26 protein-coding genes are annotated in these 17,857 nt (G+C 69.3%); 18 read left to right on the forward strand and 8 right to left on the reverse strand.

Going from position 1 to position 17,857, the window contains the following annotated elements; translation table 11 throughout:
• Positions 1 to 25 precede the first annotated feature (25 nt).
• From D0Z67_RS29225 to D0Z67_RS29240, 4 genes are all read left to right on the forward strand, one after another.
• The gene (locus tag D0Z67_RS29225; RefSeq protein ID WP_051887982.1) at positions 26 to 1,414 is read left to right on the forward strand and encodes a replicative DNA helicase; all 1,389 of its coding nucleotides are present in this window, start codon (positions 26 to 28) and stop codon (positions 1,412 to 1,414) included.
• A 131-nt stretch (positions 1,415 to 1,545) separates the two neighbouring features.
• Positions 1,546 to 2,091, forward strand: coding sequence for a hypothetical protein (locus D0Z67_RS29230; RefSeq protein WP_031182948.1), 546 nt, complete (start codon positions 1,546 to 1,548; stop codon positions 2,089 to 2,091).
• A gap of 87 nt (positions 2,092 to 2,178) precedes the next feature.
• The gene (locus tag D0Z67_RS29235; protein WP_031182949.1) at positions 2,179 to 2,364 is read left to right on the forward strand and encodes a hypothetical protein; all 186 of its coding nucleotides are present in this window, start codon (positions 2,179 to 2,181) and stop codon (positions 2,362 to 2,364) included.
• Positions 2,365 to 2,953: 589 nt separating this feature from the next.
• A complete protein-coding gene (locus D0Z67_RS29240) occupies positions 2,954 to 3,322 on the forward strand; it encodes a hypothetical protein (RefSeq protein WP_051887984.1) in 369 nt (122 codons plus the stop codon).
• A 35-nt stretch (positions 3,323 to 3,357) separates the two neighbouring features.
• Here the strand turns inward: D0Z67_RS29240 and D0Z67_RS29245 are convergent, their stop codons facing one another.
• Positions 3,358 to 3,573, reverse strand: coding sequence for a hypothetical protein (locus D0Z67_RS29245; protein ID WP_031182952.1), 216 nt, complete (start codon positions 3,571 to 3,573; stop codon positions 3,358 to 3,360).
• Positions 3,574 to 3,907: 334 nt separating this feature from the next.
• On the opposite strand from D0Z67_RS29245, the gene D0Z67_RS29250 reads away from it, so the two are divergent.
• From D0Z67_RS29250 to D0Z67_RS29315, 14 genes are all read left to right on the forward strand, one after another.
• The gene (locus tag D0Z67_RS29250; RefSeq protein WP_031182953.1) at positions 3,908 to 4,204 is read left to right on the forward strand and encodes a hypothetical protein; all 297 of its coding nucleotides are present in this window, start codon (positions 3,908 to 3,910) and stop codon (positions 4,202 to 4,204) included.
• A gap of 31 nt (positions 4,205 to 4,235) precedes the next feature.
• Positions 4,236 to 4,781: a hypothetical protein gene (locus D0Z67_RS29255; RefSeq protein WP_031182954.1), complete on the forward strand. Its 546-nt coding sequence runs from the start codon at positions 4,236 to 4,238 to the stop codon at positions 4,779 to 4,781.
• Between the two features lie 290 nt (positions 4,782 to 5,071).
• Positions 5,072 to 5,551 (forward strand): hypothetical protein, encoded by a 480-nt coding sequence (locus D0Z67_RS29260; RefSeq protein WP_051887985.1) that lies wholly within the window; start codon positions 5,072 to 5,074, stop codon positions 5,549 to 5,551.
• Between the two features lie 48 nt (positions 5,552 to 5,599).
• Positions 5,600 to 6,601 carry a methyltransferase gene (locus D0Z67_RS29265; RefSeq protein WP_078873540.1) on the forward strand — a complete coding sequence of 334 codons (1,002 nt, stop codon included), beginning with the start codon at positions 5,600 to 5,602 and terminating at the stop codon, positions 6,599 to 6,601.
• A 97-nt stretch (positions 6,602 to 6,698) separates the two neighbouring features.
• On the forward strand, positions 6,699 to 7,985 hold the full coding sequence (locus D0Z67_RS29270; RefSeq protein ID WP_031182957.1) for a hypothetical protein: 1,287 nt from the start codon (positions 6,699 to 6,701) through the stop codon (positions 7,983 to 7,985).
• Positions 7,982 to 8,362: an SLOG family protein gene (locus tag D0Z67_RS29275; protein ID WP_031182958.1), complete on the forward strand. Its 381-nt coding sequence runs from the start codon at positions 7,982 to 7,984 to the stop codon at positions 8,360 to 8,362. Before D0Z67_RS29270 ends, D0Z67_RS29275 begins: the two co-directional genes overlap by 4 nt.
• Before the next feature lie 46 nt (positions 8,363 to 8,408).
• Complete coding sequence (locus D0Z67_RS29985) at positions 8,409 to 8,741, forward strand: helix-turn-helix domain-containing protein (protein ID WP_031182959.1); 333 nt, start codon at positions 8,409 to 8,411, stop codon at positions 8,739 to 8,741.
• 263 nt (positions 8,742 to 9,004) lie between these two features.
• On the forward strand, positions 9,005 to 9,211 hold the full coding sequence (locus tag D0Z67_RS29285) for a hypothetical protein (protein WP_031182960.1): 207 nt from the start codon (positions 9,005 to 9,007) through the stop codon (positions 9,209 to 9,211).
• Positions 9,208 to 9,657, forward strand: a complete 450-nt coding sequence (locus tag D0Z67_RS29290) for a hypothetical protein (protein ID WP_031182961.1) — start codon at positions 9,208 to 9,210, stop codon at positions 9,655 to 9,657. The genes D0Z67_RS29285 and D0Z67_RS29290 overlap by 4 nt, the downstream gene beginning before the upstream one ends.
• Positions 9,654 to 9,893 carry a hypothetical protein gene (locus tag D0Z67_RS29295; protein ID WP_031182962.1) on the forward strand — a complete coding sequence of 80 codons (240 nt, stop codon included), beginning with the start codon at positions 9,654 to 9,656 and terminating at the stop codon, positions 9,891 to 9,893. The genes D0Z67_RS29290 and D0Z67_RS29295 overlap by 4 nt, the downstream gene beginning before the upstream one ends.
• A gap of 510 nt (positions 9,894 to 10,403) precedes the next feature.
• A complete protein-coding gene (locus D0Z67_RS29300; protein WP_031182963.1) occupies positions 10,404 to 11,219 on the forward strand; it encodes an MmyB family transcriptional regulator in 816 nt (271 codons plus the stop codon).
• Positions 11,220 to 11,350: 131 nt separating this feature from the next.
• Positions 11,351 to 12,397, forward strand: a complete 1,047-nt coding sequence (locus D0Z67_RS29305; RefSeq protein ID WP_031182964.1) for a beta-ketoacyl-[acyl-carrier-protein] synthase family protein — start codon at positions 11,351 to 11,353, stop codon at positions 12,395 to 12,397.
• 88 nt (positions 12,398 to 12,485) lie between these two features.
• Positions 12,486 to 12,908: a DUF7352 domain-containing protein gene (locus tag D0Z67_RS29310; protein ID WP_031182965.1), complete on the forward strand. Its 423-nt coding sequence runs from the start codon at positions 12,486 to 12,488 to the stop codon at positions 12,906 to 12,908.
• Between the two features lie 42 nt (positions 12,909 to 12,950).
• Positions 12,951 to 13,715 (forward strand): zinc metalloprotease, encoded by a 765-nt coding sequence (locus D0Z67_RS29315; RefSeq protein WP_037775732.1) that lies wholly within the window; start codon positions 12,951 to 12,953, stop codon positions 13,713 to 13,715.
• 217 nt (positions 13,716 to 13,932) lie between these two features.
• Here the strand turns inward: D0Z67_RS29315 and D0Z67_RS29320 are convergent, their stop codons facing one another.
• The 7 genes from D0Z67_RS29320 to D0Z67_RS29855 all read right to left on the reverse strand — a co-directional run bounded on the left by D0Z67_RS29320 (position 13,933) and on the right by D0Z67_RS29855 (position 17,778).
• Positions 13,933 to 14,277 carry a DUF6233 domain-containing protein gene (locus tag D0Z67_RS29320; protein ID WP_031182967.1) on the reverse strand — a complete coding sequence of 115 codons (345 nt, stop codon included), beginning with the start codon at positions 14,275 to 14,277 and terminating at the stop codon, positions 13,933 to 13,935.
• Between the two features lie 78 nt (positions 14,278 to 14,355).
• A complete protein-coding gene (locus D0Z67_RS29325; RefSeq protein WP_158713901.1) occupies positions 14,356 to 14,967 on the reverse strand; it encodes a nuclease-related domain-containing protein in 612 nt (203 codons plus the stop codon).
• A gap of 581 nt (positions 14,968 to 15,548) precedes the next feature.
• Entirely contained in the window at positions 15,549 to 16,205 is a 657-nt protein-coding gene (locus D0Z67_RS29330; RefSeq protein WP_078873544.1) for a response regulator transcription factor, read from the reverse strand.
• Positions 16,202 to 16,603, reverse strand: coding sequence for a DUF4326 domain-containing protein (locus D0Z67_RS29335; RefSeq protein ID WP_037775735.1), 402 nt, complete (start codon positions 16,601 to 16,603; stop codon positions 16,202 to 16,204). Before D0Z67_RS29335 ends, D0Z67_RS29330 begins: the two co-directional genes overlap by 4 nt.
• Positions 16,600 to 17,058: a hypothetical protein gene (locus D0Z67_RS29850; RefSeq protein WP_031182972.1), complete on the reverse strand. Its 459-nt coding sequence runs from the start codon at positions 17,056 to 17,058 to the stop codon at positions 16,600 to 16,602. Before D0Z67_RS29850 ends, D0Z67_RS29335 begins: the two co-directional genes overlap by 4 nt.
• Positions 17,055 to 17,510 carry a hypothetical protein gene (locus D0Z67_RS29340; RefSeq protein ID WP_031182973.1) on the reverse strand — a complete coding sequence of 152 codons (456 nt, stop codon included), beginning with the start codon at positions 17,508 to 17,510 and terminating at the stop codon, positions 17,055 to 17,057. The genes D0Z67_RS29850 and D0Z67_RS29340 overlap by 4 nt, the downstream gene beginning before the upstream one ends.
• A 91-nt stretch (positions 17,511 to 17,601) precedes the next feature.
• The gene (locus D0Z67_RS29855) at positions 17,602 to 17,778 is read right to left on the reverse strand and encodes a hypothetical protein (protein WP_158713902.1); all 177 of its coding nucleotides are present in this window, start codon (positions 17,776 to 17,778) and stop codon (positions 17,602 to 17,604) included.
• Positions 17,779 to 17,857 lie beyond the last annotated feature (79 nt).

Raw genomic sequence — 17,857 nt, forward strand, 5'->3', positions numbered from 1 at the left:
TCTTTGACCGAACAGGAGACCTCCAGTGTCCCCCAGCATCCCCGCACAGCAACACGACCCTGCCGATGACACCGAACCGTGGGACGCCAAGCCCGACGGATGGAGCCGTACGCCCCCGCGAGACCTGGACGCCGAGCAGTCCGTCCTCGGGTCCCTGCTGCTGTCCGGGAGCCCCGGCAGCGCGTCGTCCCGGTACTTTGCCGAGGTCCTCGAGACCGGTCTCGTTGCCGAGGAGTACTACCGGCCCGCGCACCAGACCATCCACCGCGCGATCTGTGACCTCCACCAGGCCGGCGAGGCCGTGGACCCGGTCACGGTCGCCGACAAGCTCACCGAACGCGGCGAGATCACCCGTGCCGGCGGGCGTGCCTACCTGCATGCCTGCGTGCAGGCCGCTCCGACGGTCGCCAACGGCCCGTACTACGCCGAGATCGTCCGGGCCAAGGCGTACCGGCGGGCGGTCATCGACGCGGCGCAGCGCGTCCTGGAGTACGCGTACAGCGAGGAAGGCGACGAGAACGAAGTCCGGGACCTGGTCGAGCGGCAGCTCACCGAAATCATCTCGGGCATCTCCGGACTGCACGAGGCGCCCCCCACCGTCGGTGACCTCTACCTCGACTTCGTGTCTGACCTCGAGGACATCCAGAACGGGCAGCAGATCGGCCTGCCCTACGGCTTCGAGGACCTGGACACCCTGACCTCGGGCATGCGGCCGGGCAACGTGAGCGTGGTGGCGGCACAGTCCGGCGTGGGCAAGTCCACGTTCGCCCTGAACGCCGCGGTCGCCGCCGCAAAGACAGGCGCGCGGGTGATGTTCTCCTCGCTGGAAATGAGCAGCACCGAACTCATGCAGAAGATCGCCGCCGCGGAGGGGAAGATCGCCCTGCACCACCTGACGCACCAGGGCGGGCTTACAGCCGAGGGCTGGGAGACGGTGAGGCGTCTTGGTCCGGAGCTGTTCCAGACGCTGCCGTTGCGGGTCTACCGGCCCGACGGCGCGTCCCTTGGCGACATCGCTTCAGCGGCACGGGCCTGCGCCCGCGACGGCGGCCTGGAACTCCTCGTCGTGGACTACCTCCAGCTCGTCGAGGTCGAGCAGTCCCGCAGCATCACCCGCGAGCAGGCCGTGGCGTCCGTGTCCCGCGGTCTGAAGAACCTGTCGGTGGAGCTGGGCTGCCACGTCATCGCCCTGTCGCAGCTCAACGACGACGGCTTGATGCGCGAGTCTCGGGCGATCAAGAACGATGCCTCGGTTGTCATCAAGGTCGAGCGGCCGGACGCGGACGAGCCGGAGTCAGCGCGGGCCGGCGAAGTCGACCTGGTGGTCGAGAAGAACAGGTTCGGGCCCACTGCCTGTGTCACCGTGGCTGCGCAGCTCCACTACTCGCGCTTCGTGGACATGACGCAGACCTGACCGCCCTCGCGGCGCCCCTGCACTCCGGTCTGGGGGTGCCGGTCTGCAACTCACCCCGTCGTAAGCATTGCGGCCCCATGCCTACACGGGTATGGTCAGTGTTGCAGGTCCCGCCGGAAGGGGAGTCGGAAATGCACACCACGGTTCACGAACAGACGCAGGCCACGGAAATCCCGTGCCTCGCCTACGACATCAAGAACCAAGCCCCGACCCAGCGACTCGAAGCAGACGAGGCCGGAGACGCCGTCGTCAAGCACTTCCGCCGTGGCGCCACCATCCACGAGTACGACACCACCGACCGTGATGGCATCCCCCTACACGTCGTCATCGCCACCACGGCCGATCAAGGCACCGTCTACGAGTTCCCCGAGACCCCCGCCACCGTCTCGACCGCATCCTCGCCGCAAGCCGCCACACCGGAGCCTCAGATCGCGCGGCCCGCCCCCACTGGCGCCTATGCTGCCGCCCTCAAGACGTGCCGCGCCAAGGGCGCCACTCACGCCCCCGGCGATGCCCTCATGGCCGGACTGTGCCAGGACGTCGTCCAGATCCTCGCCGGCGCCGTCTCCCCGCAGCTCGTGTGGGAAGGCGCCGTCAAGAAGGGCCTGACTGCGAAGCAACTCCTGATCCTGTGCCATGCCGACTACGCGGCTGTCGATGACCTTCAGTGGGTCTGATCCACCCGCCAGCCTTCACCACCGTCACCGAAGCACTCGCCCTCCTCGCAACCATCCGGCAACTCCGCTAGCCGAAAGGAACCCGCCATGAGCACCGGCCGCATCCACGAGACCGACGCAGTGCAGCGAGGCGGCATCGGCCGCACTCTCCCCGTCACCGTCCTCACCGACGACGGCACCCACGCCGTCGTACGCGTCCAGGACAGCGGCCTGTACTTGAAGGCGGGTGACACCCGCACCGTTCCGTCCAGCATCATCACGCCGCAGCACTGACCCCCACACCCCCCGATCCGGCCCCGGCCGCCGTCCCCCTCGGCAGCCGGGGTCCTTCGTTTGTTCGAGGCACAGTTCAGTCGGCCGGCGTCCACGGCGGTGCGGGGCTGGTGCTTTCCCCACCACAGAACCAGCAGGTGAACGTGTCCGGCGCCTGATACTTCTGTGTCCACCAGGACATCACCGGCTCGCACCAGACGGCACACTCTTCCCCGCACCAGCCGCACACGAAGACGAAGTCCACCCGACAGTCCCCCACTTCGTACCGTCATGTCCTCGAGGCCATGGTCCCCCATCGCCTAGGGAACGACCGGCGGAAACAGCGGGACCCTGAGGACATGACCCCACCGATCCTCGCTTGCAAGGGCTGCGGCGCTACGAAGCCCGAACCTGACGGCACTCCCACCGACCTTTTCCCATCCGAGCACTGCGGCGACTGCCCGCCCTGGACGTGCGAAGACTGCGGAGCGACCTGCTCCGCTACGGCCCTCTGCTCCTGCTGGACAAGCCTCAACGACATGACCACCGCAGACATCAAGGCAATCTTCGCCACAGACGGAACCTTCAACCTGCGGCCGGTGATCGAACCATGACCAGCCGCCCCATGGTGGGCGTCGGCATGCCGGCTGCCCTCCACCTCGAAGCGTTCGGCCGGGAGATCGACGCCGCGTTCGGGCACCTCCCGTACCTCGTCGGCACTGCAGCCGTCGGCAAGCAGTGGCGCGACGTAGACGTCCGCCTCATCCTCCCCGACGAGGAGTTCGACACTCTGTTCCCGGCCGTTGATCCGGAACAGCCTGACGGCCGGTGGGGCCTACTGTGCGCGGCCCTGTCCGAACTCGCCCGCCAGCGCACCGGCCTCCCTGTCGACTTCCAGATCCAGCGCATGAGCGTCGCCAACGACCGCTACCCAGGTCCGCGTCTCGCCCTCGGCATCCACGACAGGAATGGCCAGTAGGAACGGCACGGAGCGATCGGGCTGGCCCGCACGCTCTACGCCGCGGTGCCTGGTCCGGCTTCGCGTGGGTCTCCGATGGGCCGGGTGAGTGCGTCGTCTGTGAGCAGCCGGCGTTCGGGTGCGGTGGCGTCCAGCTCGAAGTAGTGGAGGCATTCTTCGCAGCGGACGCCGTCGATGAGGACCTCGTCCTCGGCGTTGGGGCAGTCGGTGCCGTCTCCGCGTCCGGGGCATCGTTCGCGTGTGTCTGCCATGGGTTGACGGTGCGTCGCCTGCCGGGGGTGTGGGAGTGGGCGTGGTGGGGCGCACGGGTGTGCGGGTCGGGCAGGGCGGCACTTTGGTGGTCTGGAGTCTCACTGGCCTGGTGTGAGGGCCTGTCTGGTGGGTGTTGGTGGTTGGGCGGTGAGGGTTCCTGCCCACTCATCCCCGCATGGGCATTGTGGCCCCATGCTTAGAGCGGTATGGTTGCAGTCCCTCCCCCACCACCCAACCCCACCTGCGGCCACCCGCAATCAGGCGGAGGGAACAAACCCACACCCCCACGGCACGATCAAAGCCAACGCCCCCACCCACACCGGGAGGCCACCCATGAAGGTCCGCGCCGACGTCGCCGAACTCATCTACCAAGGCTTCAACAACGCCGAGATCCGTGAACGCACCGGACTCTCCGGACAGGCCATAGGCGCCGCACGCCGCCGCCTCCAGCGCCCCAACGCCCCCACCCGCCGCGACACCACCGCCCTCGAGCGGCTGTACGCCGAAGCCCTGCCGACCGGCCGGGTCAAGGACTGGAAGCCCGCCACCGGCCGCACCCCGCTCTCCCCCGCCCAGCAGCGCGCCAACCGGGAACGGCTCCTCGCCGCCCTACGCGAACCCGCCGCCTAGCCCGCCACGACCCGACACCGCGGAGACGTACATGACCGCCACACCTCCCACCACCCAAGCCATCGAAGGCCGCCGCGTCACCCTCAACTACACCAACAACCCCAAAACACACCCCGGTGTCATCACCCGAACCGAGACCACCACCAACGGGGTCCTGCTCACCCTCGTCCGCCTCGACGGCCACCGGTCCAGCATCGCAATCCCCGCCGACCACGACGGCCTCCGCTACCTCAACGAGGTCGGCCCGATCCCCGACCTGCCCATGGGCCGCTTCCAGCCCAGCACACGGCATCCCGCCATGGACTGGGAGTACGACGGCGTCATCGTCCTCGAGTTCGAAGACGGTGACATCGCCGCGATCACCGGAGACCGCATCAAGGCCGTCGCCGCGGTCGCCACCTACCTCCGCGAGCGACACGACCTCGACGAGACCGCCATCGGCAAGGAACTGGTCGAGCTGAAGTTGAAGGAGGTCGTTTTCGAGTGGGAGCCCGAGGGCGCCGAGTGTGCCTGGCTCATGCAGTGGGCTGACCGCGACCCCGAGGCCCTGCCGGTCCACTACCTGCCCTCGTTGTGACTCGCTGCCGTGGGTGTGGTCGTCGTCTGTCCCGCCCGTCCCCGACCGGATTCGGGCCCGTCTGCGCCCGCCGCCAAGGCATCACCCGACGCCGGCCAGCACCCGTGCGCCTGCCACCCGCACCCGACACCGTGCCCGGCCAGACCGAGATACCGCTCTACGTCCACCAGCCCACCCTCTGGTCAGCCTGACCGACCCGCAGACGCCCGCACAGCCCCACCCCCGACCCAGACACCACCCCACCCCGTGAACACGCCCCACACAGGCGCACAGACCCGAAAGGCAGACACGTGACCGACATCGCCAACCCCACCGACTGGTCCGACTACGACTTCCTGGAGTTCGAAGGCTTCGTCTCCAAGGTCGAGAACGAAGGCTTCACCTACGCCGCCGAGGAGTACAGCCCCAAGTTCGAAAGCCCCGAACTCCAGGCCATCGCCAACGACTTCGGCAAGCTGCGCGCCTTCTACCTGGAGCACGAGCCGAAGATCGACGCCTGGTACCAGCAGGTCGGCCCGGAGCGCGCTTGCGACCTCCACAACGCCCACGTCGACGAGGAGCGCCAGCGCCGCGAGGACGCCTGCCTGTTCGGCATCCGCTGCACCGACGGCCAAGTGATCACCTGCGGTAGCGAGCAGTACCGGGATCAGCTCTCCGCCGACCTGCTAGCCCGAGAAGGCAACGGCTGGCGCGTTCCCGAAGCCCTCCTCCGCCGCGACACCCCCGGCGGCCAGTGGACCGACGAACGCCCCGCCCGCCCCGCCGCCTGACCTGCGGTTCCGCGCCCGCACCCCACCCCAACACACCCGGAGGAAACCGTGAAGATCCCGCCCGCGCTCCTCGCCACACTGAAGGACCGCGCCCACACCGACGGCAACCGGCTCACCCTCACCGGCCCCCGCCTGGACCCGCGCACCTACCAGCAGATCAACGAGATCCTTGAAGCCGTCGGCGGCCGATGGACCTCCAGCGAGGGCGCCCACCTGTTCCCCACCGACGCCGACACCGCCCTGGCCCCCGTGTACGCCACCGGCAGCGTCGTCACCCTGCGGGAGAAGCGGCAGTCCGCCCAGTACTTCCCCACCCCGAAGCCCGTCGTCCAGCGGCTCATCGACCTCGCCAAGCTCACGCCGGGCGTGCGGGTGCTGGAGCCGTCCGCCGGCTCGGGCGCCATAGCCGGTGCCGTGACCGAGGCAGGCGCAACCGTGGACTGCATCGAGCGCGACCCTGGCTACGCCGCCGTCCTCGCCGACGCCGGACACCAGGTGCACGCCGCCGACTTCCTCACCGTGCCCGCCGAAGCTGCCTACGACCGGGTGGTGATGAACCCGCCCTTCACCAAGGGCGCCGACATGCAGCACGTCGAGCACGCGCTCAGGTTCCTCAAGCCCGACGGGCTGCTGGTGTCGGTCATGTCATGGACAGTGACCACCGAGTCCCGCGCCACCGCGAAGTTCCGGACGCTCGTCGAAGCCCGAGGCGGCACGGTCGAGGCGGTCGGCAAGGGCGCGTTCCGGGAGTCCGGCACCGACGTGCCCACCGTCATCGTCACCATTCCCGCCACCCGGCCGGCCGATGCGCAGCCCACCACCTGGCCCACCCGCAAGACGCCGCCGGCCACGGAGTCAGAGTTCGAGGACCCGGCCGCTATCGCTGCCGAGATCATCGCCAGCCTGAAGGAAGCCACCGCCCAGTTCGAGAAGGTGGCCGCCGCCCTCGAACGGCCCGCACCGCCAACCCCGGCCCGCCCGGTGGACGTTGTGCCGCTTCCCCAGCGCACGCAGGACCAGCTGTTCTTCGACTTCGACGGCGCCGCGTAGTCGCGCCCCGGGGACTGCACCCCATGACCCGCGCACGGCTCGGCGGTGGAGCTATCACCGCCGAGCCGGCAGCCGAAACCCTACGACTGGAGACCACGTGAACCACACCGACCCGACCGCCCGGCCGCCGCTTCTCGCTGCTGCCCTCGCCCTGGAGTTGGACCGGGATGCTGCGTCCACCGGGGAAAGCGCTGATTACTGGCGCGGTATGACGCGAGCCGTGGAGCTGCTGCGCATCCTGAACCAGGACGAGCCTGCCGCGCCTGTGCTGGTGTCCCCGCCGCCGGACCACGCCCCCCTCCGAGACCGTGTGGCTGCGGCTGCGCGCACGGTGTCGCTGCGCCTGGGCCCGAACGCGCTGGCTATGGCCGAGCGTGGGGAACCGATCATCCTGTCTGGCGGCGAGGCCGACATGGTGGCCGACGCGGTCCTGGCGGTGCTGCCCGAGTCGGGCCGGGCCGCCACCCTGCTCGACGCAGCCGAGGCGATCGACGCCGAGACCCGACAGTTGAAGGCCGATGGTGTGCTGGAGCCGGACAAGTTCCGTCCGTGCCGGGACGTAGCCGAGCAGCTGCGCCGTCTGGCCGCCGAGGCGCCCACCTGCACGCCTGGCCAGCCGTGCAACGCCGCCGTGATGCATCGCCTCGGCAACCTGGCCACAACCCACGGCCCGCACCTGTGGGTCGTGCAGCCGGGCATGGACCCCGTCCGCTGCCCCGGTACACCGATGCCGCAGTCTGAGGCGGGGGAGGCGCCCACTGTCACCTCCAACACTGATGGTGGTGTGATCCTGCACCTGCCGGAGATCACGCACCTGGACACCCAGGTGTGGTCCGTCGACATCGGCCTCACCCCCGAGGGGCTGGCCGCGCTCCGGGCCGTGCTGAACGGAGCCGAGGCACCCCAGCCCGACACCGAGGCGCGGCCCCGGCAGGCGTCGTGGCGTGTCGAGACCTATGACCCCGATGCGGGCGAGTGGGCGCCTGGGAGCCACTTCCTGTGCCGGGAGGCTGCTGTCGAGCGGCGGGACACCGCGACTGAGCGCGCCCCCCGGTGGGCGGACGACACCCCGGTTCAGCGGCGGATCGTCCGGGAGACGACCACCTACAGCGTGGAGCCGCCCAGCACTGGCGTGCCGACGTTGCTGCAGCTCGCTGATGCCGACCCCGAATACAGGGAGGTGCTGCTGAAGCGCGGCGACGAGATGACCGCCGTGTCCCAGCCTGCGGCAGACGGCGGCGAGGAGACGCCGCTCACGGTCACCACCCACCCGACCCGCTGCTGGCCGTGCATGACCGACGACTGCCCCACCGGGCCGCACCAGGTCGACGACATGCCGGACGTGGCCTGCGGCTGCGGATGCGTCAGCGAGGGGACGCGATGACCCCCTACCGCGTCCTCGTCACCGGCTCGCGCACGTGGACCGATGTGGGCGCCGTCCAGCGGGCGCTCGCTCGAGCCGCCGAAGGTGTGCCCGCCGGCCGGGAGCTGGTCGTGGTTCACGGTGACTGTCCGCGTGGTGCTGACGCGATGGCCGATCTGTGGGCTCGCCAGTGCGGCGCCACCATCGAGCGGCATGCTGCGGACTGGCGACCCAACGGTGTCTTCGACCGAGCGGCTGGCCCGCGCCGCAACGCCCGCATGGTCAGCCTCGGTGCCGACCTGTGCCTGGCGTTCATCCGTGACGGCAGCCGGGGCGCCACACACTGCGCCGACCTCGCCGAGAAGGCGGGCATCCCCGTCCGCCGCTACACCGCCTGACCACCCACACCTCCAGCGCGCGGCGCTCCGACAGATAGGAAACCTTATGAAAGGTCCCCGCAGCGACAACCTCGCCGTCTCCCGGGCCGTCGGCGCCAACGTTGCCGCACTACGCAGAACGCGCGGCATCTCCCAGCGCACGCTCGCCAGCACCACGGAACAGACAGGCAAGTCAGTCGGGTTCAGCACCATCTGCCGCATGGAGAAGGCCGCCGCACCCGGTGCCGCCCCCGTAGCGGTCTACGTTGACGATGTCGTCTCCCTAGCCGCCGCCCTCGGCGTCACCGTTCAGCAGCTCATCACCACGCCCAATTGCAACGCCTGCATGGACAGCCCGCCGCCCGGATTCGCCTGTCGCACCTGCGGAGCCACCGCCTAACCCCGCCCCTGTGGCCGCCTCCTTGTGCTCGGGGGCGGCCCCTGACCGGAAGGACTCCGATGACCCCCGCCGACTACGACTGTGACCCCCCAAGCCCTCGCATGGGCGTTCGCCAAAGTGCAGGCGTACATCGACCGGCTTGCCGACTTCGAACAGCAAGCCAAAGCAACACGTGACCACGGTCACGCCCGTTGTGGGCCTGCGGACCAGACGAAACCCCCCACCCCCGAGACAGTAGAAGCAACACACCCAAGGAGAACCCCATGAGCAAGGACATGACCATCGCCGAGATCGTCGCCATGGCCAAGGCTGAGGCCGCCAAGCACCCCAACCGTGACACCGACAGCCCCCGCAACATCAACATCGGAGTCCTCCACGGCGGGCAGCACGTCAGCAACGTCACCATCACCGGCGACTACATCCCCAACAACAAGACCGGCAAGAGCAGCAAGAAGGGGAAGAAGGCATGACCGCTGCCGCGTTCGCCGCCACCTACGCCGCCCTCACCGCCGCCCACGAAGTCGGCGACCATTGGACTCAAGTCGACGCCCAGGCTGCCGCCAAGGGACTACCGAACCGTGACGGCGCCCTCGCCTGCACCGAGCACGTCCTCACCTACACAGCCACCCAGGCCGCCGCCCTGTACGCCATCCACCGGGCCACCGGATTAAGACTGTCGTGGAGGCGGGCCGCCCTCGGGCTTGCCGTGTCCGCGGTCACGCACTACATCGCGGACCGGCAGGGCGGCCACTGGCAGGACAAACAGCCGCGCGGCATCGTCCGCCTCGCCGCCGCCACCGGGCACGCAGAATGGCTAGAGCGAGACCCGAACGCCGGGTACCTGATGGACCAGGCATGGCATAAGGGCTGGATCTTCATGGCCGCCCTGGTTGTCGCGGGCGGGCGTGAGCAGTGAACGAGCCGACCGAGGAGGACCCGCACGCCTACCTCTCCTACCTCATGACCGACGGGCAAGAGCAGGCGTGGGCCCGGCTCTACCGAGAGGCTGCCGAGTGGAAGCATGACAGGCGGTGGGAGCCGCCCAAGAAGTACGGGCTGCGGGCGGACGACTGGCCGCTCCCCGGCAAGGTCGTAGAGCCGGAGCCCTTCCGCCTCCGCCTCATCGCATCGGGCGGCGAGAGGCTCATCTGAGGGCAACACACCACGGTGCCCCCGCCTGACGGAAACAGGCGGGGGCACCGTCATGCAGACTACCCGGCACGCGCAGGCAGGCCGGAAAGGCATCAGGCGGGCCGGGATGGCGCGGGTGTGCTGGCGGCCGGTGTCGGGGCCCCTGGTGTAGGGCGGGAGGACACCGGCCGCAGTCAGACACGTTGCGAAGCAACCAGTAGGGGGCCGGTCCGATTGCCGCGCTGCGATTCCCCATAGGGAAACGGCTACCGAAACCGGTTACCCACCCGGTTTACCCGCAGACCCCCACCCGAGAAGCACCCCGACAGTAATTCGAACACCGCCACAGCACCCACAACCCCAGACAAGAGCCAGCACACGATCCCCAACAACCTGGCAGGCCAGGACCGCGCACACCGATGATGCACCGGACAACTACCCGTTTTCCACGGAAGATTTTGAGGGGTAAACCTATGCTCACTACCTACACTTGACTCTTAGTCAACTCGCCTATCGGGGGGATACCGCAAAGTGAACAAGGACGCACTTAAAAAGTTCCTCAAGGAACGGCGCGACGGTATAGCACCCGAATCCCTCGGCCTTACCCGGCCCGCCGCACGACAGGGACGCCGCTCCCTCGGCCTCGCCCAGGACCAGGTCGACGAACTCCTGAACCGGGCCCGCAACACCTACCAGAAGCTCGAAGCCGGCCGGTACAAGAACCCGCCCGTCGACCTGCTCCGCGACATCGCCTGCCTCTACCAGCTCAACGAGCAGGAGTGGACCGCGCTGTGCCGGTACGCCCGCGGCGAGGACCCGCCCACACCCCTCTACGACACCACCGGCTATGCCGTACCCGCGGCCTGGGAGGACGCCGTCACCCGGGTCGTCGCCCCCGCCTACGTCACCGACGCCTCCTGGACCGTCCTCGCCCACAACCAGCCGTTTGAGGACCTGTTCATCAGGGAGCCGCCAGCGAACACCATGCGGTGGATGCTCGTCTCTGGGAGGGAGCAACTCATCGACTGGGAAGGCGCGTGGGCGCCGCTCGTCATGCCCCAGCTCAAAGCGGCTCTCGCCCAACGCCCCCAGGATCAGGTCCTCCGCGGGATCGAAACCGACGTCTGCGCCGACCCGGCATCCAGAGCCCTGTACGAGAAGGGTGGGGCGTCGATTCACCCGGACGGGCATGAACGGCCGATCCGGCACGCCGTGGAGGGCGATGGCTGGGTGACGATGTGCGCGGCGCAGCCCATGGCCTCCCCCGGCGCCCGGTTCATGATCCTCATTTTTCGGCCGGACACCCAGCCCCCCATGGACCGGCCGCCGCTCCTGAAAGCCCCCTGAGCAGCCAGTCCACCCATCTATGCCCCGATTCGACGGGCAGTCGGGCACCATGCCAGTACGGCAGAGGGAAACGTTCAAGCCATCTGCCGTACTTTGACCGGACCAGGTCACGTGTGTCCAAGGGGGGACCCATGCCCGTCCGTATCAGCCAGCCCGTCACCATCCTCGCCGCCCACAAAGTCACGACCGCGGAGATAGCCGACGACATCCGCGCCCACCACCCGGACCATCCGCGGCTCGGCGCGATCCTCCGCGTCATCGACAACTGCGGCGTCGACTCCCGCTACTTCACGCAGCCGCTCACCGCGGACACCATCACCGGCACCGCCCCCATCGCCGACCGTGTCCGCCGCGCGTTCGCCGACGGCCTGGCCATGGCCGAGCAGGCCGCCCGCCGCATCCTCGACGAGCAGGGCCTCCAACCCGCAGACGTCACCGGGCTCATCACCACACACGCCACCGGCTGGGCCGTCCCCAACCTGGACGTCCACCTGGTGCACCGGCTCGGCCTCAGCCCGACCATCCGCCGCACCGCCCTCACCACCACAGCCTGCGCCGGCGGAGCCCACGCCCTCATCCGCGCCACCGAGCAAGCCCTCCTGCACCCCGGCTCCCACGTCCTCGTCGTCGCCGCCGAAGTCCTCTCCACCTCCTACAACCATGCCGACACCGGCATCGAGCACATGATCTACAAAGCCCTGTTCGGGGACTCCGCGGCCGCGACCATCGTGTCCTCCGACCCGCACGGCCCCGGCCTCCAGGTCGACGCTGACGGCTTGTTCGAGTACGCCATGCCAGGCTCACTGGACTACTACGCCGGCCGCATCGACAGCACCGGCCTCCACTTCGACTCCACGAAGCAAGCCTCCGGCGGCGCGAAGCAGGCGATGCCCGCCGTCATCGACTGGCTCGACGGCCGCACCGTCGACACACCCGTCATCCACCCCGGCTCCCGGCCGATCATCCTCGACACCGCGACCGCGCTCGGCATGACCGAGCACGATGCACGGCACTCCCTGGACACCCTCACCACCGAAGGCAACCTGGGTGGGGTAGCCGTACTCCGGGTCCTGGAACGCACCCACGACGACCCGCCCGCCGCCGGGGCGCAGGCACTGGTGGTGGCGTACGGGCCAGGATTCACCGTGTCCGCCCTCCACGGCGCCTGGACCAACTGAGGTAGCCAGCCTGGCGCGCTGCCTGGCGGCATGCGCGCCGGCATCCAGCGGAGGGAACAACCGGCCGGATCAGCGGCACCGTAGAGGCATGACCACGCCCCCGCCCCAGGCCATCATCCACCGCATAGAACTTCCCATCGACGACCGCCCCCACGGCATCGACCTCACCGGCGAGATCCTCCACACCGCCATCCGCCGCCCCAACGTCGTGGACGTCTGGTACCAGGCCCGCCCAGCCGGCATGGACCCGATGCGGCGCAGCTTCCAAGTCGTCGGCACCGGCCAGCCCATCCCCACCCACCTCGGCTTCTACATCCATGCCGGCTACAAGGGCACCGCGATCACTCCCGACGGGCAACTGGTGTGGCACGTCCTCGAGAACTGGTGCCCGCACCCGAACATCGTCGAGACCACCGAACTGCGGGACAAGCCCGGCTATGGCACTGGCATCTGCGAGTGCTGCCCTGTCGTCCTCCGTGGTGATGGCAACGGCGGCTGGCTGCCGATCTGAGCAGAGGGAACACGGCGGCGTTTCGTGCCCACACTGAAGGGCATGCCTCAGCCCAAACCCGCACGAATACGCCGCACCCTCACCGCCCTCACGGCAGCCGACCTCACCGCGGCCGCGCTGCTCCTCGCCTCCGCCACCGACACCCGCGCCGCCACCACCACACCCGTCTACAAGGGCACCGGCTGGAAAGCGGAGACCGGCAGCGGCATCTTCAGCCTCTCGCCCGACCCATACACGATCGTCTTCGCCGACACCACAGCCCGGACCAAGCTCACCAGCTACCTGACAGCGCCGGCCGCGCAGGTCACCGGCAGCGTCGGTGTCCCCGTCACCGTGTCGACCAGCCTCGACACCACACCCACCAGCGCCTGTCCGGCCCGGCACCGCATCGTCGTCCACTACCTGTACCGGCCCATGAACGTGAGCGGCATGAGCCAGGCCCTGCCCTGCCACAACACCGGTGACGGCTCCGCGTGGGGCGGCCACATCCTGATGGACTCGGAGTACTGGACGTCCAGCACGTGGTTCTCCACGAACGTCACCACGAACGAAGCCCGCCGCAAGGACGCCGTCACCCACGAACTCGGGCACATCCTCGGCTTGGACCACCCCAACACCGACCTGGACAAGGACGGAGTGGTGGAGAACGGCGAGTGCGTGAAGTCCACGGCCGGCCGCAAGCCGATCCTGTGCTCACCGAACCGTGGAGTCCCGGCCGCCACGGACGGCGGCAGGTTCACCACGGAGTACGACCTACCCGGCCTGCGGCAGATGCTCGCCAACTACTACCTACGGCAGACCACGTAACCCAAGGAGCGTTGTCAGACCGGCATGCCACACTGGATACGCGCGCTGATCCCGGCCTCCTTGCCGGAGGTAGGCGTGAGATCAACCCGGTGGGGGTGGCCCCGGCCACCCACCGATCGGCACCGGGCCTTCGCTGGCCTAGCTAGCCAGTGTTCGCCTTCCGCCCTGCCACGCACGTCCCCCGTCGTGGCAGGGCGGACGTACGTTCCGGCCCGGTCTACTGCTCCAGCATCCCCAGCTCGGTGTCCGGACGGCACACCGTGCACGCCGACACCCCCGCCGCCAACGCCTGCCGGGCCACGTCGGCGTCGATGCCCTTCGACCGCTGCCCGGCCATCCGGCAGTCCCCCACATGCACCCCGACCGGCGGCCGGTCACGATTCAGCCCGTAGTCCAGCAGCCACGCCGGCCGCTCTGCCTCCCGTACGGCTGCGGCGCGGGCCTGCTCGGCTTCTCGCTGGCGGGCCTGGGTGAGCTTGGCGTCGATCCGGGTGACCCACATGGCGTGCCAGGTCCGCAGGGTTTCGAGGCGGGGCACATCCTCCGGCAGGTCGTCGAACACATGACCGATTGTATGGGTGTGAAAAAAGAGCCCGCCACCTGGGACGAACGCCAGGACGGCAGGCTCTCGAGAGCACGCTCAGTACGACGGGAGGACTACGGTTGCGCGCCGGGCCAGGGCGGCAGCTTCCCGCCGGGCGGGCGGGCCGTCGTTCACCCGCAGCACCTCCACCAGCCGGTCGGTAGGCACGACGGGCACCTCCCGCACCGTGAACCCGGACCCGGCCACCGGAGCGTTGTGCACGGCGATGACCGGCTGCACCGGCACCCCAAGAGCACGGGCGATCAGATCCGTCTCGTACAGGACGCTCCGCAGGTCCCTGCTGCGGTTCGCCGGCTTGTGACCGGCCTCCCCATGCCACAGCGTGCCGCCCGCAGCGTGGACGAGGTACCGGCTGGACCACAGCTTCGAGTCGACCAGGAACACACGGGCACCGGGGCTGACGAGGACGTGGTCGGCGTTGGCGCTGCGGGCGCCGGGTATCGCCCGGTCGTGCAGCACTTTCCACCCCACGGCCTCCAGCGGCTGGAGCAGGGCGGCGGTGCGCCGCTCCCCCTCGGCCCCGGCGTTACAGGCGGCAGCGTGGGCGTCCGCGCGCCGTGCGGCGGGGCTGAGCCCCAGGGCGGCGAGGAAACGCCTCCACACGCCTCTGCGGGCGGCCTGGCGCTGCTCCTCACCCCACCGGGACACTGACCCACCAGCCGCACTCACGCGGCACTCGGAGCGGTACGGCGGACGCCCTGGAAGCGGCGTGCCCAGGTCCGGAGCCGCCGCTTCGTGTCATCGCCTCCCCCGCCCTTCCACCACAGCCAGCCGCTCACCGCAGCGAAGCCAGCCGACATGGATGCGGACACTGGACTCCCGTCCACGACACCGCCTAGCGCGATGACACTGTTAGCCAGGCACATCAGGCCGTTGATCTTGTGCAAGGGAAGGCGTCGGGTAAACAGCGAGGCCAGGCCGCATACGACGACAGCTATACCGATTCCCCAGAGGACGAACGACAGCATCAGAGTGCCTTCCTTGTCTTAACGGTTCGGGCGTGGGCGCGGCGGCGCCGGTGGTAGCGGACAGCCCGCCATCCCGCCTCCACAGCCATGGCGAGAGCGACGGCGACGATCGTGCAGACGATGACCGCACCCGGCGACAACACACGGGCGCCGATCAGAGTCAGCCATCCCCAGGCAGTACCCACGGCTATGACGCCGACGAGGACGCTCTGGGCGAGGAGCGGGGGTATTCGCACGGGCCCTCCTGGGCGTTGTTCGGTGTCAGGACGCCCGGCTTTGCGGGGCTGGGCTGTCGGGAACGCTGGAGAGCGCGGCAAGGACCTGCTGGCCCGCGGCCCGCTTCGCAGGAATGTGCAGCCACCGTTTCGCCAGCTCCGTCACCCGACGCACCCCACCCGCATCCACCGGCACGGTCCCGGCCTGCAAGGCGCGCTGCTTCCACCGCTGCCTAGACGTGCGGAGGTTGGTGCACTGTCGGCGTTCCTCGTCCAGCAGCGCTTCCGTCTCCAAGTGAGCGGCGATCAGCCCGCGGAGTCCTTCCCGCAGCCGGTCGCCCTCGCTGTAGTCGAGGCCGCCTTTGCGTTCGGCCCGGCCGATCAGGTTGAACATCTGCTCCAGCGTGGGCTGCCCGCCGGCCGGGCTGCTGGGTTCGCGGTAGGTGGTGACGGTGACGATCCCGGCCTGGCTGGCGACACCGACGGCTTGGGCGCGGTCGTTGACGTGGAGCCGTTTGAAGACTTCGGCCATCTGGGTTTTGACGGTGTTTTCACTGGTGTTGAGGTGGTGGGCGATGAGCCGGTTGGAGTGGCCGTTGGCGGCGAGTTGGAGGACTTGGAGTTGTCGGGGTGTGAGTGTGTCGGGGTGTGGGCGGGGCCCGTCACTGGACTGCGACGGGCCCACCTGAACGGGTGCGGTCACTCGCTACTCCCCTCGTTGGCGAGGGCGAGCAGGACTGCGGCGTGGCAGGGCAGTGACTCGGCGCACCAGCACATGAGGTCCCGACCCGCGAGCTGCTTAGGGACCGCCACCCACAGTTGCGGGCGGTGGTTGACGTAGATCTCGAACAACTCGACCGCCAGGGTGTGGGCGTCACGCTGGTCGTTGGCGAGAATGAAGTCCCGCAGTCCCTTAGGTCGCTGCTGCTGCGTGTGGCCTGCCCAGTTCACGGCCCACCCGGTGCCGGTGTCCGTCTTGATGACGACCCAGGGGTTACCCCACTGACTGCCACGTCCGACGTAGACCGGCTTGCGGCCCTGAGCGTCGAGGGGCGCCGTCCACCCGGCCGTACGGCGGCGCTGGATACGGGTCGGGCTCATGCGGTGGTCTCCTTGCGGCTGCGGCGGGTGAACGGGAGCCGGGCACCAGGACGACCCAGCGGGCGCCGCACAGACACCGGCCGTAGCACGGCCTGTACGGGCCCGTGAGCCGTCGGGGCCGGGTCGGGGTGCCACACCTCCACCCACACCCCGTCCAGCCGCCACACCGCCGCCGTACGCCCCGGCACCGTGAAGTCCAGGACGGGCAGCAGATCCTCCCCGCACGGGTTCGCACGGATCGTCAGGAACGAAGCCTGCCGGGCCGCGAACGCGGTCAACGCGGCTGCCGGGTCGGGGCCGGAGAGTTGGGCGGACACGTGGAGCAGTCCGTCCTGGGCGCGGGTGATGGTCCAGCCGGTGAGGGTTTCGGGTCGCTGGCTCTGGCTGTCCCGCCAGGCTTTGATGGTGGCGTGCTTGGCGGCGAGGGCGTCGGGATGCAGGGTGAGGGCGGTCACAGGGCGCCACCCTCGGAAGCGACGGACGTCGGAACGAGGGCACGGCGGCGCATGTCGGCGGCGACGTCGCAGTGGCAGTTCATCCAGACGGTGTCGCGGCTCCCGTGCTCGGGGCAGTGCGCGACAAGTTCGTCAGCCTCGGTGGTGAGGGAGTTCGTTCGAGTAGCGGCCAGCTCGGCACGGAGGCGACGGGCTTCGGTGACAAGGATCTTCGCCACCTCGGGGCGCATCGCGGCGATGTACTCGGCGTCAGCCATTCGCCAGGGCGCATCCGCGACGGTCTGGCGGGTGGTGCAGCCGTCTTCGTCGATGTACTCGGTTTTCACCCAGTAGACGGGGCGAGGATCGTGCTCGTTGGGCGGGAGTTCGACGGCTGTCCAGGTGCCGGGGGTGGCGGCGTCCGCGCGGGCTTCGATGCCGTCGAGCTGCTGGTCGGTGAGCGGGCTGGTCACAGGTCTCCTCGGGGTGTGGGTGGGGCCGTGCAGCGGTGGGGGTGTGCTGCACGGCCCCGAGGAAGCCCCCGTGGGGGAAGGGGCGGCGGGTCTACTGGCCGTAGTGGTCGGACGGGTCGTCTGCGGGGAGGGTGTGGTGGATGCAGTCGGGGCCGTGGATGCCTGCCGCCCGCTCTTCGGGGGTGGCGTCGCAGTCGCAGGTGAGCATGGGTGTCCCCGGTGGGTTGGTGGGGGTGTGCCTGAGGTTCCACCATACCGGTTTAGGCATGGGGTCACAATGCTTGAGACGGATTGGGTGCAGACACACAAGAGGGGCCCGACCACACGGCCAGACCCCTCACACAACA

It is taken from the genome of Streptomyces seoulensis, from assembly GCF_004328625.1.
In the GTDB taxonomy this organism is placed as follows: Bacteria; Actinomycetota; Actinomycetes; order Streptomycetales; family Streptomycetaceae; genus Streptomyces; species Streptomyces seoulensis.